Source organism: Daejeonella sp. (genome assembly GCF_037719425.1).
Lineage (GTDB): Bacteria > Bacteroidota > Bacteroidia > Sphingobacteriales > Sphingobacteriaceae > Daejeonella.
In genome coordinates this window covers 1-23,341 of the sequence record NZ_JBBJNI010000058.1, presented here as the reverse complement: position 1 = coordinate 23,341, position 23,341 = coordinate 1, and the positions used below count along the sequence as shown (strand labels likewise).

The window sequence follows — 23,341 nt, the reverse complement described above, 5'->3', positions numbered from 1 at the left end:
AAACAATGGCTACAGAGTGGGATATACGACATCCGATGGTGTGTATATTCAAAACTCGATGCTTTTGAAGGGCGATACAACGGGTCCCTTGAGTGCGGAATTTGTTTTGAAAGACCCAACTGTAGAATTTGCTGTTCTTGAGACCGCCCGAGGTGGAATTTTACGCTCCGGTCTAGGATTCGGCCATTGCGACATCGGCGTTATTACGAATATCCAGGAAGATCATCTTGGAATATCAGACATCCACACGCTGGAAGACCTGGCCAGAGTTAAAGAGGTTGTTATAAAATCAATAAAAAACGAAGGATGGGCCATTTTAAATGCAGACAATAAGCACTGCGTTAATATTGGGAAGAATATACATTGCAATCTCGCCTATTTCACCCTTGATGAGAAAAATCCGGAAGTCAGGGAACATTGCCGCAAAGGAGGAATTGCTGCAGTTTATGAGAATGGTTACATAACTATCAAGAAAGGTGATTGGAAAATACGGATCGAAAAAGTTACCCATATCCCCATCACCTTTAACGGCACAGTAAGTTTTATGACTCAAAATGCACTAGCTGCTAGTCTGGCGGCTTTTGTCTGGGGCTTTAAGATTGAGGATATACGTTTGTCGCTCGAGACCTTCATACCTTCGGCAGCGCAGACTCCGGGTAGAATGAATCTTTTCAAGACCAAAGAATTCAAGATCCTTGTTGATCATGCGCATAATCCTGATGGAATGAGGGGTGTGAAACAATTTGTAGATACCCTCGAGATCGCCAAAAGCATAGGAATAATTTCAGGCACAGGCGACCGGCGGGATGATGATATCAGGGAAATCGGAAGGATATCTGCACAAATGTTTGACGATATAATTATCTGTCAGGAAAAATATATGAGAGGAAGAACTCGTGAGGAAATAATTAAATTACTCACAGAAGGGTTGAAAGAGATCAAACCGGATATCAGCGTTATTATTCTCAATAAAGGTACTGAGGCATTTGAGCACGCGGTAAAAAATGCGCCGGCGGGCTCGCTTGTGTCGATCATTTCTGATTCTATATCAAATGCCATAGAACTCGTGCAAGATTTTCAGGATAAAGAAATGGGGATTTAACCACGGGTCGAGAGTGGACGGTTGAAAGTTAAGAGTGGGCAAATCAGAAAAAATACGAACAATATAATTACTTGAATGGCGACGATTCCTCCTTTAGCAGAACGCATGCGTCCCGCAGGGCTGGACGATTATGTAGGGCAGAAGCATCTTGTAGGAAAAGACGCGATCCTGAGGCTTGCGATTGAAAGCGGCAATCTTCCCTCTTTAATTTTGTGGGGGCCGCCCGGTGTAGGTAAAACAACCTTGGCGTTTATCATATCCAGGCAGCTAAACCGTCCGTTCTTTAGCCTGAGCGCGATCAACTCCGGTGTTAAGGATATCCGCGAGGTAATTGAGAAAGCCTCCCGGTTAAAAGATGAAAACGAAAACCTACCGATACTTTTCATCGATGAGATCCATCGATTTTCTAAATCTCAGCAAGATTCCCTTTTGGGAGCAGTTGAGCGCGGGTTGGTTACTCTTATTGGGGCTACAACGGAAAACCCCTCGTTTGAAGTCATTTCTGCTTTGCTTTCCAGAAGTCAGGTTTACATTTTACAGAATCTGTCTGAAGATGATCTGCTAGAACTTTTAAATAAAGCGTTGAAAGAAGACCTGTATCTTAAAAAGAAAAAGGTTGATATCCGAGAGTATGAGGCCTTGCTACGGCTCTCAGGTGGAGATGCCAGAAAACTACTGAACGTTCTTGATCTGGTTGTCAACGCCGTAAACATACCGGATGTAGTTATTACCAACGACCTAGTTCTTAAACATGTTCAGCAAAACATGGCTATCTACGATAAAGCCGGTGAGCAGCATTATGATATTATTTCAGCATTTATAAAATCCATCCGCGGAAGCGACCCAAATGCAGCTGTGTACTGGCTTGCACGAATGATTGCCGGCGGCGAAGATCCTCTTTTTATTGCCCGCAGATTGCTGATCCTGGCTTCGGAAGATATCGGCAATGCAAACCCCAACGCACTGCTTTTAGCTAACAGTTGTTTCCAGGCTGTAAATGTCATAGGGTTTCCGGAATCAAGGATCATCTTATCTCAAACCGTTACATATCTCGCATCTTCAGCAAAAAGCAATGCCAGTTACGAAGCCATTGGAAAGGCCCAGGAACTCGTCGAAAGAACGGGTGACCAGTCTGTGCCATTACATCTGCGAAATGCCCCGACTAAGCTGATGAAAAATATAGGGTACGGAAAAGAGTATGAGTACTCCCATTCTCACGAAAACAATTTTTCTGCCCAAGAGTATATGCCTGAAAAACTAAGCGGGACTTTGCTTTATGATCCGGGGAAAAATGCTTCGGAAGAAAAGCTTAGAGAACGGCTAAGGACACTCTGGAAAGGCAAATACAAATATTAATAGTTTATAAACTATACGCTACCTAGAACGGATATCATCCAATTTTCCTTATTCAGTTGTAAAGAGATAGAATTTTCCTACTTTTCATCTATGACTTTAACTTTTTTATCTCAGCAATGGAAAGCATTCTGGAGGTCCCAAAATAAAGGCAAAAGCCTGGCGATGAGGATTGTCATGGGTATCCTGATTGTTTACCTCTTGCTTAATGTTTTGGTTGTCGCTTTTTTCATGGACAAGATCCTGGTGAAAACGTATCCCGGACAAGACATCCTACAAACATTCAACAGCTTTATTATATACTATTTTTTAATGGATCTTATAATGCGCTTTCAGCTACAGGAGTTGCCGACGCTAAGCATTAGGCCTTATTTACACCTTCCGATTAGTAAGAATCAGATTGTAAACTACCTTTCGGTGACCTCCCTCGCAACTGCTTTTAATCTCACCCCTTTCCTTTTAACAATTCCCTTCCTAATTAAAGTTTTAATACCTCAGCATGGGATAGGAGCATTTTGGGGATACATGGCCTGTATTTTTGGATTAACGCTTTTTAGCCATTTTTTTAGTCTCTGGTTAAAACGCAAAGTCAATCTTAATGCATTTTGGATGCTCGGCTTTTTCGGATTGCTGCTTATTGTATGGGCTTTAGAATTCTATTTCAAGCTAATTTCTCTATCCAGCATTTCCAAAGACCTTTTCAATGCGATAATTAATGAACCTTCATTATCAGCAATAGCTGTTCTCCTTGGTTTTGTAATGTTTATGATCAATCATAACTATCTGAAAAGCAATCTTTACCTTGAGGAATTGCAGACATCGAAATCCTCGGTTAAATCCAGCACCGAGATACCTTACTTTGACCGCTTCGGCATAGTAGGTGACCTCGCAGCAAATGAATTGAAGCTTATCCTGAGGAATAAACGTCCGCGATCGGTATTGATGATGTGCATGATGTTTATGTTTTACGGGCTCATATTTTACAACAACCCGAAATATGATGGTTATGGACATATTGTTTTCTGCGGCATGTTCATGACCGGGATTTTTATAATCAATTATGGTCAGTTCATGTTCAGCTGGCAAAGCGCGCATTTTGATGGTATACTATCAAACAGAGTTCAACCCGAGGATTTTTTCAAGTCGAAATTTCTCCTGTTTGATGTCTTCTCAACCTTCTGCTTTCTGTTAACCATACCTTATGTGTACTTCGGCTGGAAAGTGCTTATTGTGCATTTTGTAATGTACGTCTGGAACCTTGGAGTAAACACCATACTTGTGCTTTATTTTGCTAATCAGAACTACAAACGAATAGATTTAACTAAAGGGGGCAGCTTTAATTGGGAAGGCGTTGGTGCTTCGCAATGGATATTATCCATTCCTTTGATGATCACCCCATTTCTGATCTATGTGCCGTTCAGCTACTTTGATTATCCTGAAGTAGGTTTGGCAGCAATCGCTATCATCGGCATTATAGCTATTTTTACCCGTGAGTTCTGGCTGAGAAAACTTGTTACCATTTTTAGAACTAAACGTTACGCCATCGCCGAAGGATTTAGAAATCAATAGTATGATAGAAATTAAAGATTTACAAAAAATATATAACGGGGTTAGAGTAGTTAACATCCCTGAGCTTAGTATCCGCACGGGGGAAACCGTTGGCCTTATCGGCAACAACGGGGCCGGCAAGACAACTTTATTCCGTATGATGCTGGATCTGATACGCCCCGATAAGGGTGTGATCTTATCAAAAGATAAGGATGTATCCCAATCAAATGACTGGAAAAACTATACCACATCCTATCTGGACGAGGGTTTTCTGATAGATTATCTGACGCCAGAGGAATATTTCTACTTCACTGGAAGCCTGTTTAAACTTAGCAAAGCGCACGTTGATTCAGAGCTAACTAATTATACAGAGTTTTTTAACGGAGAGATCCTGAATCGGGGCAAATATATCCGGGACTTATCAAAAGGAAATCAGGCGAAGGTTGGAGTTGTTGCCAGTTTAATGCAAGAGCCGGAACTGCTGATGCTGGATGAACCTTTTGCTAATATAGATCCGAGTACGCAGATCAGGTTAAAAAACATGGTGAAAGATCTTAGCGCAAAGAAACGAATAACCACAATTATTTCCAGCCACGACCTTAATCACGTAACCGACGTGTGTGAGAGAATTCTCCTGATGGAAAAGGGCAAGATCATTAAGGACATAGCTACTAATTCAAATACTCTGAAGGAGTTGGAGGAATATTTTTCTGTTTTATCTTAATAGGGATGAATTTAGACCTAACAAAAAAGTCATGAACAAAAACAAAGCTTTACTTATTAGTATTCTTCTCCCTGCAACTCTTTTTTCTTTTATGCCTGATAAAAAAAACGCCGTTGATGCTTCCATTCCTGAAAACGTTATGCTTGATACAGCGGCTAATCTTGTGACAGACGGTGCAACACCCAAGCTCATCTCAAGCCAGTTTAGTTTTACTGAGGGGCCGGCGGTAGACAAACACGGGAATATATTTTTCACTGACCAGCCGAACGATAAGATCTGGAAATTCGATACAAATGGCGAACTCTCGGTTTTTTTTGATAAAACCGGACGCTCAAACGGAATGTATTTCGATAAAAAAGGAAATCTCATTACTGCTGCAGATGAGAATAATCAGTTTTGGGCTATCAGCCCGGACAAGAAGGTAACCGTCATACTCGATAATCACAAAGGCCAGCGTTTCAATGGCCCTAATGATCTCTGGATAGATAAAAAGGGTGGAATCTTTTTCACGGATCCATATTATCAACGCCCATACTGGCAAAGAAAGAAGCCGGATATGGCCGATGAACGACTATACTATTTAGCTAAAGGAAGAAAAGAAGCATTTGTTGTCGACAGCAATCTCGTCAGGCCAAATGGAATAATCGGCTCAGCCGATGGGAAAAATCTCTTTGTTGCTGATATAAATGACAAGAAAACTTATAAGTACGACATTAATAAGAATGGGACTTTATCCAACAGGCGCCTGTTTGCTCCGATGGGATCTGATGGAATGACGCTTGACAATAAAGGCAACTTATATCTTACCGGACAGGGTGTTACTGTTTTTGATCCGGAAGGAAAGAAAATTCTTAATATTCCACTGCCCGGATGGACTGCAAATGTGTGCTTTGGAGGGGTGAACAGGGATGTTCTTTTTATTACATCCAACAAATCTGTCTATACATTGCAGATGAATGTTAAAGGAATTAAATAGAGTTTCAATCTTAATTGAAGCGGTAATTTAGTTCACAAAAAAAGGCATCCTCCTTGCGCGGATGCCTTTTAAATTTTAATGAGAATTATAATTATTCAGCAGCTGCTTCTACAACCTCGCCTTTAATATAAATCACTTTAACAGGAGTCTTTGCATTAGACTTTATAGTCAAACCTTTGCTGAAAGGAGCAATGGCAGCGGCGTTATACGTAACTGTGATCGTTCCTGTTTTACCTTTTAACACCGGAGTGTTTGTATATTTTGGAACGGTACATCCGCAAACACTTTCAATGTTGGTAATGATCAAGGGCTCATCGCCTATGTTGGTGAATTTAAATTCAACGCTCACAGGTTTACCCTGCGGAACCCTGCCGAAATCATGTGTTTCCTTTTCAAATTTAAATTCAGCCTGAGCATCAACTCTGAAGGCAGCAAAAGCGGCAAATAAAAAGACAACTCCGCAAAGAATGATTAGTTTTTTCATGTGTTTATTTTTTGTTTTTTAACGGTGATGAACCTGCCTGACGGTAGGCAGGGCTATCATGATTTAATAAATATACCCCTGCGGGTTTTGGCAAAATCATGATGGTTTCATGTTTATATAATTTGCTTTTAATGACTATGAAACTGGGTTAAGCAGTCTTCATGTTTTTTATAATTGGTTATTAGATAAATGTGTTAATATTTATATTTCTTCGAAAAGAAAAATCTAATTATTCAAAATTACGTATTTCATTCTTCCGAACTGCCTATTTAATAAATGATAATCAAAATGTTACCACAACTAAGTAATACATAACGTATAGTTAGCAAAACTATTATTGAATATAAAAGTTTATACGTCGAATACAATTTTACAATGAAATTAAATTTACTGCTACTATCTATTCTCGCCGTAATTTTCAGTTCCTCTTGCCGGAAGTTCGAATATAGTCCTAATCAGAAATTCGATAAAACTACTCCTCAGAATATAAATGCTAATAATCTCCAACGATTATTTGCGACGGCGGGGGATGATACGATCCGATTTGTGCTAAGCGGCGACTCGCAGAACGCTTATAACGACCTTGGTACATTCATTGATAAAGTAAATGCTATGCCCGGGATTGATTTTGTTATCCTCAATGGTGATATTTCCGATTTTGGTCTGCTGCAGGAATTCAAATGGATCGAAAACTACTTTTCAAAATTGAAAGCTCCCTATCTGGGAGTAATTGGGAATCATGACCACTCTGGAAATGGGGTGTTTGTATATCAGCGCATGTTTAGTGAGCAGCTCGACTTCAGTTTTATCTATAAAGGGGTAAAATTTGTTTGCCATAATACAAATAGCAGAGAGTACAAATTTGATGGCACAGTACCTAACCTCAATTATCTTAAAAACCAATTTCAGCCTGAGGCAGGTGTAAAGGGTTATTTTGCTATCGCTCATGTACCTCCTACAAATGCCGATTTTGACAACAAGCTATTTGCTGAATATGGCAAGATCCTTACCGATAATGGTAAAGTTTACGCAGTGCTAAATGCTCATATAGATAAGGCAACCGTACAGTATCCTTATACATCAAATCTTCCGATAATTACCACAAATTCACTATACAACAGGCACTTCGTGGTGGTTGAAGTGGTGAATAATAATTTTAAGTTTTATAATGTCAAGTTTTAAAAAAGAGCATTTTTTGTTCCTTTGTGTACTTCTTTTTGTGTCAGGAGACGCAATTGCACAAAAATTTCTGATTCCCCGGACTGCCACGATCCAGCGGGCGGGCAGTATAGGGTACAACAGTTTTGGTGTAGGATACAATCTGTTTGGTAATAAAAGAGGAAGCCTGGACCTGGCTTGGGGATATGTTCCCGAATCAAAAGGCGGAAGGCAGGATATTTTTGCAGGAAAATTTGCCTATCGGCCCATCAGGATTAAACTTAGAGATTTCGGAGTATTGAATCTGGCTAATCCCGGAGTATTCGTTACCCACCATCCCGGCGGCAAATTTCATACAACGTTGAACAAAGATCAGTATCCGGCGAGATATTATTGGTGGTCCTCAGCGGTGAGATTTCACATATCCGCAAGTACGGAGCTCAAAATAAATACTCCTAAAAGTCTTGGCAGAACGGGTGTGGATCAGGTGGCTTTGTATGGAGAATTTAACACCAATGAGCTATATGCTGTGAGCTGGTTCAGGAATCGTAAACAACTACCGCTCCAAGATATCTTTAAATTAGGGCTTGGAATTAAAGCTTACTTCTAAGAATCAAAACCCCACTCCAAAATTCAGGGAAATTCTACCGAAACTGTATTCTTCTGTAACTATTGATATTTCCCTTCCCAGGTTGTCGAACCGTCTTTCTATAAAAGCCGCTCGCTGATGTTTGAAGCCTGCCGTAAAATTTACCCGTGCTTTTGTTTTGGTTTTTATTCTTAGCCCAATTGATGGGTTATAAACAGCGCCTCCGCGATAATCCTTTTCTTCTGTTCCTCGATTTATCCAGGCAAGTCCATAACCGGCACTAAAACCTAAATAGGGCGTGAGTGCCTTTTCCGGCAGCGGCATCCACCTTATGCTGCCAGAAACCGGGAGAATTGTAAGTTGTCTGTAGATGTCGGCACCAACTGTAATACCAGCTTCCGAGGACCATTTATCTATTCGCACTCCGTTAAATACCTGCACGCCGGGCACAGGAAGAACTTGTTTGCCGATCAGGAGGCCAATGTCACCCTGCATTCTGTATGGGTACTTTTGAGCTTTTACTTCGGAAATAAACGCCATTAAAATGATGATCAACACCCTGACCGACATGCTCTACTTAGCGACTAAATTAAGGTGGCTTAATAACTTCAGATTAGAAGCGCTTGAGTAATCATATTGGTAAATACCACTAGCGCCCGTAACAATAAGCGATTTTGGTCCTGCAATTACATCTGCGGCGCTAATATTTTGCAGAAATGAAAGCTGCTTTTGTCCGATCGACTTTGGATCAGTACTATTAAATGCTTTAAGGCCGTATTTTCCCTCACAAATAAATAGATTATTCTCAGAAATAGCCAGACCATGCGGATTTAACATAGGAAAAGAAGAAACAAGTACGGGTTTTGTTGGGTCTTCTATATTTATAACATCGAGCAAATTATTTCCAAGGCGACAAGTAGTTCCAGAACGTAAAGTTACGTAAGCATATTTCCCCTGTACAATTACGGGATCACAGCTGGTGAAATGTTGATAGGTAGCCAGTTTAACGGGTTTTGATGGATCGATAGCATTATAAATGTGCATCCCGGTGGTTGAGCCGATAAATAATTTATTCTGGTATGGAAAGATAGTTTCTATTCCTCCCCCAAGATTTATTGTATTCACAAATACTGGTTCTTTCGGAGAAGATACATTAAACAACTTTAAGCTATTTGTGGTAACCGTGTATAAACTACTATTCATTAAAGTGAAGCGAGCCATTGATCCTCCGGTCCCGTAACTCTGACTTGCATAACTTGCTGCACCAACAGAGCTGTCAAATGATGTCTGATTATTTTTTTGGAGGTCCTGCATATTACTGGTTATCACCTGAGTGATAATCGTGTCTTTATATCCACGAATAAGGCCTTTCTTTAGATCGATATATTGGTTATCGAAAACATTTTCCACACGCTTCACCATGTTGATACTTGTGGGGTTAGATATATCAAAGGCCAGCAAATCAACATAACTGTCAGCATATAATATATTACTATTAACAGCCAGATCAATATTTCCGGGAATATTAATAAAATTTAGGAAACGGGGAGATGCGGGGTTAGAGTTATCAATGACATGGATGCCTTTGGTCACTTCATTGATAAACAAGTAGTTACCGTAAATATATATTTTCCCGGGAGCAGATAATTCATGAGGTTTATCCATGCTGATAGCCTGCTTTCGCAGATCTGAAACTGACAGGTAAAACGGCGTTAATCTGTGGTAGGTCCTGGTTCTGACAACCTCATCCTTACATGAAGAGAGGCACAAGACAAAGATAAAAGATAGTAGAGTTCCGAATACTTTCATAGCCAATAATTTAGGTCTATAAATTAATACGGACTTCTTAAACGAAACGCAACAAACAAGCGATATTTTTATTTGGGTTTCATGAATTTGAAAAACATGAGCATGGCATAGCCATGCGAATTGTCACATCCCCGAAATTTTGAAGACAGAAACTAGAATCTTCGATCCGGTTTCTTATCTTCTGAGATCCTTACGCCAATGGTACGGCCATACAATTCGGTACCATCAAGTTCATCGATAGCCTTTTGTCCGGCAGCATCGTCTTCAATTTCAACAAAACCGAAGCCTTTGCTTCTGCCACTTTGTTTATCAATGATCAGTTTAACTGAGGTTAATTCACCGTACTTTTCAAAAAGCTCTCTTAGCTCTTTTTCATCAACTTTAAAAGGAAGGCCTCCTACGAAAATATTCATATGCTTATAATTGGTTGTTAGTTTTTTATTGACTTATTCTGCAATGTATTTATAATAAGGATGATGATCAACGCGTGTAATTTCAGATTTCCCTATTGAATTTAACATTCTTCGGGCACTAACCAAAGTTCTGGTCTCAAAATCTTCGTAATTCGCCGATCCGCTTACCATGCTATTAATACGAACCAAACCAGCCGCCTGGATGAATTGTCCATTTCCAATGTATAGAGCCGTATGCGTAACGCGAATGTTAGTTTTATCACCTGCAAAAAATAAAAGATCTCCAGGCTTTAAATTTTTAAGACATTTCGCAATGTTGACAGTTTCACCTTCATAGATATCAATTTTCTCGCCAACAAGAGCTTGCTGTGATGCATCTCTGGGAAGCACAATCCCATTAATAAAATAACTGGTTTTTGTAAAACCGCTGCAGTCTACACCTTTAGTTGACGTCCCGCCCCACAAATATGGAACACCCAGCATTGCTCGTGCGCTTTTCAATATCTGTTCCGCGTTTGGATTCGGGCGTTTCTCCCATTGTGCAAATGACTGGGCTTTGCTTACAGGTATATAGGCAAGGCGTTTGTCTGGAAAAGATACTTTGTAAAACCCATTTGACTGTCCCAACACCTGGAGAATATTTCCTGACACCAGGTCTGAAATCGGAGCCGAAGCTTCAGATGCTTCAGAAAATGCATGTCCGTACACATCGGCGTAAACAATTTTCTCAGCTGATTGCCAGGCTTCGAACTCTGTTTTAGTCATTGCAGTTATGCCCGCAGTTTCTGAATACGAAAGATAATTGTCGGGGGTACGGACAAAGTAATAACCGCGTTCCTTTTTTAAGATCTTAACCGGAGTTCCAAGAATGGACTGAGTAGCCATTTCAGCAGAATGGCTGGGTGAATAACGGTGATTGCTGACAGAAAGATTAGCCACTCCATAGATTCTATCGCCAAGATCTTTTGAGGGAAGCAATTCTCCGTTAATTTGTACGGTAATATTCTCTTTTTTCAATAAGGCCTTCAATTCTGTGATTGCTTCCGGCTTACTTACCTCAACTGTGTAGGCTAACGGCTTACTACTCTGCATACTTATCTGAAAGTATTCAGTTCTTTTATCGGGTGCATATTTTTTTTGGACCTGCGTTGCAAGCTCATTGACTTTTTTAGTTATTGTCGAATCTGCAAGTGCAGCCCGGGATTCTGATTTTAGGATTAAAAATAATGCTGCTAAGAAAACTAACTTCTTCATTGGTTATATTTTGCTTCTATTACCGTTGGACTGATCACGATCTTTCTGATCGCAACAAAATCCCTAACGTGCCATTCTTAAAAACGGTATAATTTATTAGGTATAAAATTAAGCAAAGAATATCAAATGAGTCGTAACAAAAGCATTCTCCAAATGCATATTAGACGAGCTTAATAGAACGAAGCCAATCCATTGGCGAAAGGATTTCGAATTGATAGTCAAGTTCAGCAGCCAAGCGTGTGCTGGAGATAATCTTCCACCTATTTTTCTCAGAAATAAAATCAGGTTTTTCCAGACCTTCGATTTCGGCAGCCAGAGTATAAAATTCTTCTCTGGTGGGATGAATAGGTGCGCAACCATTAAAATTACCGTACGCATCCTTATTGGCAATCAGACTAAGAATGATTCCTACTGCATCGTCAAGATGGATTAGATTTACCGGCGCAAGCCCATCAGCCACCTGGGTTTTGCCTGCAAAAAATCTACCGGGCATTCTTCCGGGCCCTATGAGACCTGCGAGTCTAAGGCTTATCGTATTGACATTTTGCTTAGCTAACAAAATTTCTGTCTTCGCCAATAATTGGCCAGACTCTGTATCAGGGCAAACCTGTGAATGCTCATCTATATCACCGTTGATATCCGGATAAACAGAAGTAGAACTGATTAGGATGACCCTCGATACCTTACTTTGTGGAAGTTGATTGCAAACGAACTGAACCATTCGCTCGTAATTCTCAAATCCATGGGGATCTTTTCTCCCTGGCGGAATCGTTATAATTAGTGTTTCTGCTTTAAAGAACTTTTTTAGTTCAGGGATTTGTACAGCCCCGGAAAATTGTACTAAATACGGGTCAATTCCGGCGGCTTTCAAAACTTCCAATTTTGAACTGGTAGTTGTTGTTGCCATAACAGTAAATCCCTTTAAAATTAAGCTTTCTGCGAGCGGAAAACCAAGCCAGCCACAACCTAATAAGCTAATTACACTTTTACTACCCATTTTAAATTCTAACAAAAATAAACTCTTTAGGTCATGTTTTACTTTTGGCACTGACTTTGAATTTACAGTAACAGAATATAAACTTAAGATCATGAAAAATACAAAGATTAAAATAGCAATATTAGGATTGGGATTCGCAACTTCGGCAATGTTATTCGAAAGCTGCGCCTCCGCAACTAAAACTCAAAAAGGTGCTGTAATCGGTGCTGCTGCTGGTGGTACAATCGGGGCCATTATTGGTAAGAAAGCGGGTAATACCGCAGTTGGTGCAATCATTGGAGGTGCGGTTGGTGGTACTGCAGGTGCCGTAATTGGACGCAGAATGGATCGCCAGGCCGAAGAGATCAAAAACACAGTTCCTAACGCAGAGGTTATCCGTGAAGGTGAAGGTATAATTGTAAAATTCGATTCAGGAATCTTATTCGATGTTGATCAGGCTGCATTAAAAGGTGCCGCCAGGTCTAATATCGAAAGTCTTGCAACATCTTTAAAAAATAACCCGCAAACAAACATCCTGATTGTTGGGCATACTGATGCAAGTGGTACAGATGCTTACAACTACAAGCTATCTGAAAGACGTGCGGCAGCAGTTAAATCATATGCTGTTAGTCAGGGTATTACAGGTGCCAGGTTAACAACTGAAGGACGTGGTGAAACAGAACCAATTTCTGACAATACAAGTGATACAGGAAAAGCTCAAAATCGTCGTGTTGAAATCGTTATCGTTGCGAACGAAGCGATGAAAGCTGAAGCTAGAAGTGGCGGACAATAAAAACCAATCATATATCTGTTGAACCCTGGCCGATATCCGGCCAGGGTTTTTTATGGCCTTGAAATTATACGCAACACTGTAATTTGCTTTAATTTTGTAATATGATTAAACGGTTTGCAATCTAAGCCTCCTGATCGTGTACTTATGTACAACGATGGGATTGGCAATGAGCGTGCATTTCTGCGGAACAAAAATTTCGAACGTTAGGATCAACAACAACTCCCAAAAACCTTGTGTAGCTTACCACTTATTCCTTTCCTTTGCGTTTGTAATATGGGCGAGATGATGATCGCCGTGCCACGCATACATAAACACAACTTCCATTAGCTTTGATTGCTTCTTGTTCACGGGATGATAATAAGTCCTATCGAGATCCTCTGCATTTAATGATCTAAGAAAAGTGACCCATCTTTTATGTAGTGCCTCAAGCAGATCCAGCGACAGTTGTACTTCTCCATGCTTTGCTTCTTCACATTCAGCCCACTTTACTTCATCATATGGCCGGATGTCGGGATTCGCTTCCGTCATAGCCAGTTTAAAACGCACGTATGCATTGATATGGCTATCAGGAATATGATGTGTAACCTGGCGCAGTGTCCACCCGCCATTCCGGTAGGGTGTATCGAGCTGAATATCCGTTAATCCCGCTACAGCGGACCGCAGCCTGTCTGGCAAAGAATTGATCCTCTCAATAGCTGTGGAAAGCTCTTCCGACCCAGGGGTATATTTGAATTTACCTATCGGATATTTTAGTTGTTCAATATTGTCTTCCATATCATTAAATCATAAATGCAGTCATTTTTAGAGCGTGGAAACCAAGCTCATGGTCCCCAACAACCTGCCAATACTGCTCTGCTTCAAAAATATCGATTCCTTTCGAGAGAAGCATCCATGCAATATTCTGGTCTATATAAACCTGGGTGTGGGGCTCGGCTTCAGTATTAACAAATTCCCATGCGTCGTTCTTTCTTTTAATTGACCAGCTTCCGCCCGCATCACCAACCACATTGATACTTATGATTGTCCCTTCTAATGCACTTTTCAATCTGTAATGAAACGGAAGGGTGAGCATGCTGATGTCAAGAAAAGGATGGTATAACTCTCTTTCGAGGATGGATCCCGCACCAACAGCAAGCCTGATCTGCTGCTGATGATGCCATCTTTCTGTATACTCCCGGGCTATATCAAACCAGGTTTTTGATTGATCTTCTCCGGCCCATTGCACTGGAAAAAGTGCCGGTGCATCGAGGTCGAGAGTTAGCAAATAGTGGTAAAAATTGTCCTGGGCAGCAGAAATTTGACTTATCAGGACCTGCGGGCTAACCCGTTTATAGACATCGACCCAGTCAGCATTAAGCGTATTTAAAAAGTTAAGATGATCATCGTAAGACTTTATTCCAGGAGCTTTCCCAAAATGATTATCGCGGCCGGATGAAACGCGTCGCAGTGCAGTAACTAACAGATGTGCAGCAATATCTTTCACCGACCATTTCTTACAAACTGTTGCGCTACTCCATTGAGCGGGTGACAGTCCCTCCAGCAGCTCGATAAGTGAGGAGTTAAGTTTAGGGAATAAGTGAAGTACTTCTATCATATGGGTTGCACGTTGTTCGTTCTACGTTCATACAGGAAATTAAAAATTCAATGCCGGGTGTTTATCATTAAATCCGGTAGCGATCTGATAAGTTCTGGCGATCTGCAAAAGCTTTCCTTCGCCAAACAACTGTCCGGTGAACGTGATGCTTCCCGGCAACCCATTTCTAAAACCATTTGGCAGCACAACACAGGGGTGGCCACTCAGGTTTGTGACCCTTAAATTCAAGCCGAATGCCGGTGCGATGAAAACATCAATGCCTTTCATTTTTTCATTGAGCTGTTCTATTAATAAAGTTCTGGCGCGACTGGCTTGTATATACTCCACAGCAGGAATGAACCGTGAAGCACGCAAGGCGTTTGGCCGGGAACTTTTATTCTGGAGGACCATCAGATCTTCGCGATTGGTAAGGGTCAGCTCATCAAAGGCCGCCCCGGCTTCTGCCGATAAGGCAATGCTCATTTCGACGTAAGGCAATACAGGGAGCTCGAAAGGAACCAGTTCAGCACCGAGTTGGGTTAATTTAAGAAGGGTCAGGCTGTCATTAGCTGAATTCGCATTTCTTTTGGCAAATTCAGTTTTAATGAATCCAATTCGAACACCTTTCAAACTGCCCGAATTTGTTGTGGTATAATTAAACGGCGCGGGAATCACACTGAGATCCTTGCCATCAGGACCCTGAATAGCATTAAATACAATAGCACAATCTTCTACATTTCGGGCGATTGGACCTATCTTGTCCATACTCCAGCTTAAAGCCATCGCGCCGTATTTGCTGATCCTTCCGAAAGTAGGCCTTAAACCAGTAGTTCCACATTCCCCGGAAGGCGAAACTATTGAGCCATAGGTTTCAGATCCGATCGCAAAAGGCAGGCATCCGGAGGCTACTGCAGAAGCAGATCCGGCCGAAGAACCACTTGAGCCTCGTTTTATGTCCCAGGGATTTTTAGTTTTACCTCCAAACCAAACATCGCCCTGGGCCAGTTCGCCTAAAGTCATCTTTGCGATCAAAACTGCCCCAGCGCTTTCCAGCCGGGTGATTACAGTTGCATCCGCATTAATCATTTGTTCTTTATAAGGAACCGATCCCCACGTAGTCTTATAATCCTTTGTAGCAAGCAAGTCCTTAGCTCCGAACGGAATACCATGCAGGACACCCCGGTATTTACCAGCTGCGATTTCTCCATCCGCTTTTCGGGCCTGTACCATCGCACGTTGCTCAGTAATTGTAATTGTATGCTGAAGAATAGGGTCATATTTTTTCAGCCGATCGATAAAGTATTGCGTCAGTTCAACAGAGGAGATCTGCCTAGTCCGAAGTAATTCAGCCAGCTGCGTAATTGTACTGAATGCAAGCTCATCTTTATTCCCCGTAAATTTAGCGGCTGGACCAGCAGCTATTTTAAATCCATTTACTTTATCAGGAAATTTATAGCCAACAGGTAGAGGATTAAAATTAGAAGAAGGAACAACTGAATTCGGCATATTCAGCTTTCTCAGCTCAGCGTAGTTCTTTCGCCTCGTTTCCAGAGTTTCAAGCATTGAATCTGCTTCAGCATCTGTAAACTCCAGACCAATTATCTTTTGTGCTTCTCTGACCATGGAAATGGTAATCTTCTCCTCATCGATGTGCCGGGTGATAAATCCGCCAAGGAAAAAACTAGATATGCATGACAAACCGATAATACTATTTCGTATGCTAATGAGTTTGATATACTTGCGTTGCTTTATCATGTAATAAACTTAATAAAAGAAACAGTAAATTAACACGCTATAAAAACACGAGATGGTCAAATATTTTTTTTCAATTATAATACTAGGTTTTTTAAGCCTTAGCCTTCCGGCTCAAACGTTAAAAACCGGGGTTCTGGTTGTCGGAAATACTGCCCCGGGCTTAGCTGCATCCATTCAGTCAGCTCGTTCAGGTGCTAAAACTATTTTTTTAACACAAACACCTGCTATTAGCCCGAATCTTACGGCTGACGATATTACCTATCTGGAGAAAATTAAGAATCATTACCGGGCAAAGAACAAAAAAAAGGCCGCGGCAAAAGATAGTATCATAGCTTTTGATCTCAATATGAGTAAGGATCAGTATTTAAAACTGATAAAAAGCATTAGCGATACCACAAAAAATTTATCGGTTACCTTAAATACAGCTCTCGAGAAGATCGAAAAAGATGGGAAGGGCTGGGAAATACGACTAAAGAATGGACAGAAAATAAAAGCTGATGTGGTGGTGGATGCAACTGAAAATCTATTTATAGCATCTATGCTTCGAATAGATGCTAATAAAACCATGCTAACTCCTGTTGAAAATCCTTTTGACACCAAATTGTACCGCAGTACGGTAGCTACCGCTTACACGGCAACAACCGCCCCCCGTTCAGTATTGCCGGTATCACTTGGGGCATTCCTTCCTGCCGGCGTCGAAAATTTTATCATTGTTCCTAAAAGCACAAATACATTTAAGCCTGTAAACATGTCTGTGGGACAAGCTGCCGGGACTATAGCGTCATATTGTGCATTTTTTAAAACTACAACCAAAAACATCAATGTACGGGCAGTGCAGACAGAGCTATTAACTTTTGATGCTCAACTTATTCCATTATCAGATATTAAAGCAGAAGATCCGAATTTTCAAGCTTTCCAGCGGATGGCTTTGAGTGGCTTAGTTAAGCCTGTTGTTACAAAAACTGGTGATTACAGCGTGATAAAGTTCGACACAGCAGGCACTTTTTCATCAGAACAGCTGCGTGCTCCCATGAGAGAATTCTATTCAAGAAGCCAGCTCTGGTTTGCTGATAATAAAAAAGATGTTATGACTATTGAGGACGCGATCAGCCTCTTTATGTTCACAGCTACTCGTGGTAACGAACTTGCAAAAGAGATTGAAGACGGATGGAAAGAAAGCTTTAAATTCAATAGTAAGTTTGATTTGAAAAGGCCGATAACCAGAAAGGAATTTGCCATTCTTGCCGACCAGTATCTGCTGCCGTTTAAAACCAGGGTTGACTTTGCTGGGAATTTATTGAGCTGATCAGCAATAGAGTTTATTGAGGATATTATTTAAGTGTAGATTATGAAGAGCCTAATATCTATTTTAAGTATTTGCGGAATTATTTTAATGAGTAGTTCGCTTTTCGGCCAGGGTATGACGGACGAGGTAATCAAGGGTCATTTGATTGCAGATTGGGAAAGAGCTAAAGCTTATACAAAAGAATACCTCGATGCTATGCCAGAGGATGGAATGGGCTTCAAACCGACTCCTGAGGTAAGAAGTTTTGCAGAACAAATGCTCCACATGTCGCAGGGGACGATCGGTCTTATCGTTAGCGGCACCGGGGCAACTCCTATATTTCAGGGGAAGTCACTTGAAAAAATGGATGAACTAAAAACTAAATATGCTTTAACCCAGGTGGTGATGCAGGCTTACGATTTTGCGATAGTATCTATCAAAACCCTTGACGCTTCCAAACTTAGCAACGTTGTAAAGCGGGGCAAATATGAAGTGACTCAATATGGCTGGCTGACTAAGGCATTTGAACATCAAACTCACCATAGAGCTCAGGCTACTATTTATTTAAGATTAAAGGGAATTAAGCCGCCTAATGAGAAGTTGTTCTAAAAGCCGTAACTTAGTCCTTGCGACTGATTACTGATTATGGTAACAGTTTACGGTTTAAGAATCCTCAAACTACTCACCTTCCTCATCCTGTAACAGTTCATTGCTGTCTCACCCAGCTTATTAATAAGCTTATAATTAACGATGGCTCCAACAGCAGCTCCGATCACCGGAATTAACTGAGCCATTTTTGCCAGATCGATATAATCTCTGTATTCCTGCTGAAAGGTTCGCCAATCAAACTCATCCACATCTTCGGGAAGGGTCCGTTGATAATTTTCCCAATCCTCCATTTGTTTAAATACATTGTTTCTGCCGTGTTGGCTTGAAAATGCAAGCTGAAACACGTGAAGTACGTAAAGTCGTTCCTTATAATTTTTAACGTCATGACCGTAGAGGGCAGCGATATCAAACAGAAGCTTGACCTTGATCCCTATAAGGATTGGAAAATCAGCCAGCCCCAATAATATTCCGCCTGCTCCTGTTACCGCGCCTTCCGCGGAAGCAGTTTTCCTGTAAAACTGAATTCGTTCTTTAACCAGGGCCTCTCTTAACTGTAATGAGCTATCCTTTCGTGGTTCCTTTGTTGTGTACTTTGCTCCAAAAAGAACCGCCTTCACCATCTTTTCGATGGTAACTGTTATTGCGTTATGTACTCTTTCCGGTATCCATCGATTGATCCTGTTCTGTAAGCTTTTAGCTGCATAATTCAAAAAGGACGGCCTCTTCCTGATCTTCAATTTCCAAATCGTGAGTTCTTGATAAGCTTGTTGTTCGTAAGGAGTCATAAGGCAGTAACAATTGAATTGGGGTTTTGATGATGAAGGTAGATATAAAAAGAATTGAATCAGGAACCAAGAGTCAAGAATCAAGACTGCGTAATCATACCTTTAAAATGATTAAGATTCTATCCTTCTTTGGAACGGTATAAATCTTGGCTCCTGGTTTTTGCTTCTTGGCTCTTTCTATCTTATCTTGCAATATACTAACCCAAAACCATGCTTAATTTTTATTCATTGATCACATGTTTATTTATAATAAACAGTGCTTACTCGCAGGTTTCACCCAAAGAACATTTTGGGTTTGAGATTGGTGATGACTATCAATTGGCCACGAACACTCAAACTGAAGCCTATTTCAAAAAGCTTGCAATTAGCGATCGCGTAGAGTTTGTTGAGATCGGTAAAACAGAAGAAGGAAGAGCGCAATATATGCTCATCGTTTCATCTCCCGAAAATCTTAAAAAACTTTCCAGGTATAAGGAAATCTCCCAAAAACTTGCTTATGCAGAAGGACTAAGTGAGACGGAAGCAAAAGCATTAGCTAGCGAAGGGAAAACAGTTGTATGGATAGACGGCGGATTGCATGCTACAGAAACATTGGGGATCCATCAGCTCATCGAAACGGCATGGCAGCTGACGAGCAGGACAGATCCGGAAACTATGCGGATCCTTGATAATACGATCATACTCATGACCCATGCAAATCCGGATGGACAAGAGCTGGTTAGCGCTTGGTATATGAGAGAGAAGGATCCGGCAAAACGTACTCTGCAAGGACTGCCCCGTTTGTATCAAAAATATGCCGGCCACGATAATAATCGGGATTTTTTCATGCTCAACCTTAAAGAAAGCCAAAATATCGCCAAACAGTTATTTATTGAATGGTTGCCTCAGATCATGTACAACCATCACCAGGCAGGCCCTCCGGGATCTATTGTAGCCGGGGCGCCATATCGTGATCCATTCAACTACGTTTTTGATCCGATAATTATGACCAGCATTGATGCACTTGGGGCTGCTATGAACAATCGGCTTAACGCTGAAAATAAACCTGGTTACACCCAAAAGTATGGATCGGTATTTTCGACATGGTACAATGGCGGATTAAGAACAACAACGTATTTCCATAATATCGTAGGTTTGCTTACAGAAACTGTGGGCGGCCCAACACCGACAGAAATTCCTTTGGTACCCCAGCGGCTGATACCAAATGGTGGTACTACCTTTCCCATCATACCTCAGAAATGGCATTTTCGGCAGTCGATAGATTATTCTGTGTCGATGAACTATGCAGTTTTGAACTATGCGCAACGTTACAGGGATGAGCTGCTGTACAATATCTATCGTATGGGGAGAAATTCAATCGACCGCGGAAGCAAAGATTACTGGGCTTTGTCGCCAAGTAAGATTGACGCGATTAATCTTGCTTTCCAGAAAGAATCGAAGATGGCGCGAGTGCCAACCCAAATTCCGGCGAGATACTACGATAGTGTAATGATGGATAAAAAACAGCGGGATCCAAGGGGATATATCCTTTCCTCAGGCCAGGATGACTTTCCAACCGCAATAAAGTTTGTAAATGCCCTCGTGAGAACTGGGGTGCTCGTTCATAAAGCGACTGACAACTTTACTGTTGCCGGCAAGAATTATCCGAAAGGATCCTATATCGTTAAAACTGATCAGGCCTTTCGCCCCCATGTGATCGATATGTTCGAACCACAGGATCACCCAAACGATTTCAAATATGAAGGTGGCCCTCCTGTCGCACCATATGATGCTGCTGGCTGGACATTGGCTTATCTCATGAATGTTGATTTTGATCGTATTTTAGACGACTTTAAAGGACCTTTTCAGCGTGTTTCTTACGGGGAACTTCAAAGGCCTGAAATAAAGTCTCTAACCTCATCGAGCGGATATTTTATAAATGGCCAATCCAACAATGCCTTCAGAGCGGTAAACGAGTTACTTAATGCCGGGCAAAGGGTTTCAAGGATCAATAGCGGATCAGAACTAGGCGACTTCTATATCCCGGCAACGGAAAAAAGCAGAAATATTCTTAAAGGTCAGATAGCAAACCCGGGTCTGGAAGTAAGATCCGCTTCAGCGACACCAAAGAATATTACAAAAGTGTCAGGCCTGCGCATTGCTTTGTGGGATACCTATGGCGGCTCTATGTCGTCGGGGTGGGTAAGATTCCTGATGGAGCAATATAATTTTAAGGCTTCAATTTTATATCCTCAGGAAATAGATGCCGGCAATCTGAATTCGAAGTATGACGTGATCATTTTCGTGACGGGCGCAATTCCAGCCAATAATCCACCAGTCGCTGCAACGCCGGGCACAACGCCGAACATTGAGGGTATTCCTGAAGAATACAGAAAGCAGACTGGCCGGATCACTGCAGATAAATCAATTCCTCAATTGAAGACATTCATGGAGAATGGAGGGAAGGTTGTTACCATTGGAAGTAGTACGAACATGGCGTATCATCTTGGGTTACCGGTTAGGAACCATCTTGTAGAAATGGGTGCGAACGGCAAGGATACCAGACTCCCTGCTGAAAAATATTATGTTCCGGGAAGTGTTCTGAAAGTTAAAGTTGATAATACTCAGCCAGCTGCCTGGGGAATGCCTGAACACGCCGATATTTACTTCGACAACAGCCCTGTTTTCCGGGTCCAAACAGACGCGATTACGAAAGGAACGATTAAGCCCATCATGTGGTTCCCGGACCCTAAATCGCTGCGAAGCGGATGGGCGTGGGGGCAGGAATATCTTCAGGATGGGGTAACAGCTTTTGAAGCCCCAATCGGCAAAGGCAAGCTTTACGCTTTTGGGCCGGAGATTACCTTCAGGGCGCAAACCCATGGAACCTTCAAATTGCTTTTTAACCAGCTTTACCGGAATTCGGGAGATTGATAATTACTTATCGGAACATTCCAAATTTAAATAATGAAATTCTCTGTATTCTCTTTGTTATACTATAACGGAAAGGTCCCGATAAATTATTACACCAAGATTATTTCTGTAATTTTATCCGCTGAAATTAACCGATAACTTAATGAATAAAATTTACAAAGCCCTAGTTTTGCTAATGGGTGTTTTTCTCTTTTCCGGAGAAATAAATGCACAGGATTATAGTACTCACGCCCAAGCATCTCAACGATTAGCTAAGATCGCAAAATCCTACCCTTCCCTGGCAAAAGTAAAGTCACTGACAAAAACATTCGGCGGAAAGGACATCTGGATGATTACCATTGGAAGCGGAAATACAGAACAAAAACCGGCGATTGCTGTGGTTGGTGGAGTTGAAGGGACCCATGTCCTGGGTACCGAATTGGCCCTTGGCTTCGCAGAAAAATTATTGAAAGACTCTTCTTTGGATAGTATAAAAACTCTTCTTTCGAAAAACACATTCTATGTCTTTCCGAATATGAGTCCTGATGCCACTGAACAATATTTTGCTCAGGTCAGGTATGCCAGGAGTGCTAATGCACGGCCCTCAGACGATGACCGGGATGGAAAAATAAATGAAGATGGATTTGAAGATCTGAATAAGGATGGTAAAATAAGCTGGATACGTATTGAAGATCCCACCGGTAAATACAGAATAAATCCTGAAGATCCACGCTCCATGATCCTGGCAGATCAGTCAAAAGGGGAAATCGGCAAGTATTTGCTTTATTCAGAAGGTATTGATAATGATAAGGACGGGGACTTCAATGAAGACGGGGAAGGTGGTGTTCACTTTAACAAGAACATGAGTTTCGCCTATCCCAATTTCATACCTGGATCAGGTGAACATATGGTCTCAGAAAACGAGAACAGAGCTTTGCTGGATAATTTATTTGAGATGTTCAATGTATATTCTGTGATTACTTTTGGGCCCTATAATAACCTTTCTTCTCCTGTAAATTTCAGTGCCCCAGCCGTTGCCAAACGGGTGATCACAGGCTATTTTGAGCCTGATGCAAAAGCCAATACCCTTGTTTCTGATCTTTATAATAAGACGACTGGTTTAAAAGATGCCCCAAAAAGCGTAGCGGGTGGAGGAGATTTTGCGCAATGGGCCTATTTTCATTATGGAAGGTATAGTTACAGTACACCTGGCTGGTGGGTTCCGAAAGCCAAAGCAGACACAGCCAAAAAAGAAAAAGATCT

Annotated in this window: 22 protein-coding genes; 12 read left to right on the top strand and 10 right to left on the bottom strand. The window is 41.3% G+C overall.

Annotated features, from left to right (window positions below):
* The 5 genes from WKF69_RS09545 to WKF69_RS09525 all read left to right on the top strand — a co-directional run.
* On the top strand, window positions 1–1,102 hold a 1,102-nt coding region (locus WKF69_RS09545), incomplete at its 5' end, for a Mur ligase family protein (RefSeq protein WP_340381392.1).
* Window positions 1,103–1,177: 75 nt separating this feature from the next.
* Complete coding sequence (locus WKF69_RS09540) at window positions 1,178–2,458, top strand: replication-associated recombination protein A (protein WP_340381391.1); 1,281 nt, start codon at window positions 1,178–1,180, stop codon at window positions 2,456–2,458.
* A 90-nt stretch (window positions 2,459–2,548) separates the two neighbouring features.
* Complete coding sequence (locus WKF69_RS09535; RefSeq protein ID WP_340381390.1) at window positions 2,549–4,024, top strand: DUF5687 family protein; 1,476 nt, start codon at window positions 2,549–2,551, stop codon at window positions 4,022–4,024.
* A gap of 1 nt (window position 4,025) precedes the next feature.
* Entirely contained in the window at window positions 4,026–4,727 is a 702-nt protein-coding gene (locus WKF69_RS09530; RefSeq protein WP_340381389.1) for an ABC transporter ATP-binding protein, read from the top strand.
* 31 nt (window positions 4,728–4,758) lie between these two features.
* On the top strand, window positions 4,759–5,703 hold the full coding sequence (locus tag WKF69_RS09525; RefSeq protein ID WP_340381387.1) for an SMP-30/gluconolactonase/LRE family protein: 945 nt from the start codon (window positions 4,759–4,761) through the stop codon (window positions 5,701–5,703).
* 91 nt (window positions 5,704–5,794) lie between these two features.
* Here WKF69_RS09525 and WKF69_RS09520 read toward each other — a convergent pair whose 3' ends face one another.
* Complete coding sequence (locus WKF69_RS09520) at window positions 5,795–6,187, bottom strand: DUF1573 domain-containing protein (protein WP_340381385.1); 393 nt, start codon at window positions 6,185–6,187, stop codon at window positions 5,795–5,797.
* 375 nt (window positions 6,188–6,562) lie between these two features.
* On the opposite strand from WKF69_RS09520, the gene WKF69_RS09515 reads away from it, so the two are divergent.
* Both WKF69_RS09515 and WKF69_RS09510 read left to right on the top strand, forming a co-directional pair.
* Window positions 6,563–7,369: a metallophosphoesterase family protein gene (locus tag WKF69_RS09515; protein WP_340381384.1), complete on the top strand. Its 807-nt coding sequence runs from the start codon at window positions 6,563–6,565 to the stop codon at window positions 7,367–7,369.
* Window positions 7,356–7,955 carry a hypothetical protein gene (locus WKF69_RS09510; protein WP_340381382.1) on the top strand — a complete coding sequence of 200 codons (600 nt, stop codon included), beginning with the start codon at window positions 7,356–7,358 and terminating at the stop codon, window positions 7,953–7,955. Before WKF69_RS09515 ends, WKF69_RS09510 begins: the two co-directional genes overlap by 14 nt.
* Window positions 7,956–7,958: 3 nt before the next feature.
* Here the strand turns inward: WKF69_RS09510 and WKF69_RS09505 are convergent, their stop codons facing one another.
* The 5 genes from WKF69_RS09505 to WKF69_RS09485 all read right to left on the bottom strand — a co-directional run bounded on the left by WKF69_RS09505 (window position 7,959) and on the right by WKF69_RS09485 (window position 12,407).
* The gene (locus WKF69_RS09505) at window positions 7,959–8,504 is read right to left on the bottom strand and encodes a hypothetical protein (RefSeq protein ID WP_340381380.1); all 546 of its coding nucleotides are present in this window, start codon (window positions 8,502–8,504) and stop codon (window positions 7,959–7,961) included.
* Between the two features lie 3 nt (window positions 8,505–8,507).
* Window positions 8,508–9,743: a hypothetical protein gene (locus tag WKF69_RS09500; protein ID WP_340381378.1), complete on the bottom strand. Its 1,236-nt coding sequence runs from the start codon at window positions 9,741–9,743 to the stop codon at window positions 8,508–8,510.
* Window positions 9,744–9,895: 152 nt separating this feature from the next.
* Window positions 9,896–10,156, bottom strand: a complete 261-nt coding sequence (locus WKF69_RS09495) for an RNA-binding protein (RefSeq protein WP_340381376.1) — start codon at window positions 10,154–10,156, stop codon at window positions 9,896–9,898.
* Window positions 10,157–10,189: 33 nt separating this feature from the next.
* Complete coding sequence (locus tag WKF69_RS09490; protein ID WP_340381374.1) at window positions 10,190–11,410, bottom strand: C40 family peptidase; 1,221 nt, start codon at window positions 11,408–11,410, stop codon at window positions 10,190–10,192.
* A 160-nt stretch (window positions 11,411–11,570) separates the two neighbouring features.
* Complete coding sequence (locus WKF69_RS09485) at window positions 11,571–12,407, bottom strand: SDR family oxidoreductase (protein ID WP_340381372.1); 837 nt, start codon at window positions 12,405–12,407, stop codon at window positions 11,571–11,573.
* A gap of 91 nt (window positions 12,408–12,498) precedes the next feature.
* Here WKF69_RS09485 and WKF69_RS09480 point away from each other — a divergent pair, with 91 nt between their 5' ends.
* Complete coding sequence (locus tag WKF69_RS09480) at window positions 12,499–13,179, top strand: OmpA family protein (RefSeq protein WP_340381370.1); 681 nt, start codon at window positions 12,499–12,501, stop codon at window positions 13,177–13,179.
* A gap of 240 nt (window positions 13,180–13,419) precedes the next feature.
* On the opposite strand, the gene WKF69_RS09475 is transcribed toward WKF69_RS09480, so the two are convergent.
* The 3 genes from WKF69_RS09475 to WKF69_RS09465 are packed head-to-tail and all read right to left on the bottom strand — an operon-like array spanning window position 13,420 to window position 16,507.
* Window positions 13,420–13,953, bottom strand: coding sequence for a YfiT family bacillithiol transferase (locus WKF69_RS09475; protein WP_340381368.1), 534 nt, complete (start codon window positions 13,951–13,953; stop codon window positions 13,420–13,422).
* A gap of 4 nt (window positions 13,954–13,957) precedes the next feature.
* Window positions 13,958–14,773 carry a maleylpyruvate isomerase family mycothiol-dependent enzyme gene (locus WKF69_RS09470; RefSeq protein ID WP_340381366.1) on the bottom strand — a complete coding sequence of 272 codons (816 nt, stop codon included), beginning with the start codon at window positions 14,771–14,773 and terminating at the stop codon, window positions 13,958–13,960.
* A 39-nt stretch (window positions 14,774–14,812) separates the two neighbouring features.
* The gene (locus tag WKF69_RS09465) at window positions 14,813–16,507 is read right to left on the bottom strand and encodes an amidase (protein ID WP_340381364.1); all 1,695 of its coding nucleotides are present in this window, start codon (window positions 16,505–16,507) and stop codon (window positions 14,813–14,815) included.
* 52 nt (window positions 16,508–16,559) lie between these two features.
* On the opposite strand from WKF69_RS09465, the gene WKF69_RS09460 reads away from it, so the two are divergent.
* Together WKF69_RS09460 and WKF69_RS09455 are read left to right on the top strand one after the other, a co-directional pair.
* Window positions 16,560–17,813: an FAD-dependent oxidoreductase gene (locus tag WKF69_RS09460; RefSeq protein WP_340381362.1), complete on the top strand. Its 1,254-nt coding sequence runs from the start codon at window positions 16,560–16,562 to the stop codon at window positions 17,811–17,813.
* A 42-nt stretch (window positions 17,814–17,855) separates the two neighbouring features.
* On the top strand, window positions 17,856–18,401 hold the full coding sequence (locus WKF69_RS09455; protein ID WP_340381360.1) for a DinB family protein: 546 nt from the start codon (window positions 17,856–17,858) through the stop codon (window positions 18,399–18,401).
* Window positions 18,402–18,448: 47 nt separating this feature from the next.
* Here the strand turns inward: WKF69_RS09455 and WKF69_RS09450 are convergent, their stop codons facing one another.
* A complete protein-coding gene (locus WKF69_RS09450; RefSeq protein ID WP_340381358.1) occupies window positions 18,449–19,186 on the bottom strand; it encodes an EcsC family protein in 738 nt (245 codons plus the stop codon).
* Window positions 19,187–19,396: 210 nt separating this feature from the next.
* Between WKF69_RS09450 and WKF69_RS09445 the strand changes: the two genes are divergently transcribed.
* Complete coding sequence (locus tag WKF69_RS09445; protein WP_340381356.1) at window positions 19,397–22,099, top strand: M14 metallopeptidase family protein; 2,703 nt, start codon at window positions 19,397–19,399, stop codon at window positions 22,097–22,099.
* Between the two features lie 142 nt (window positions 22,100–22,241).
* The coding region (locus WKF69_RS09440; RefSeq protein ID WP_340381354.1) for a M14 family metallopeptidase at window positions 22,242–23,341 on the top strand (1,100 nt) is incomplete at its 3' end.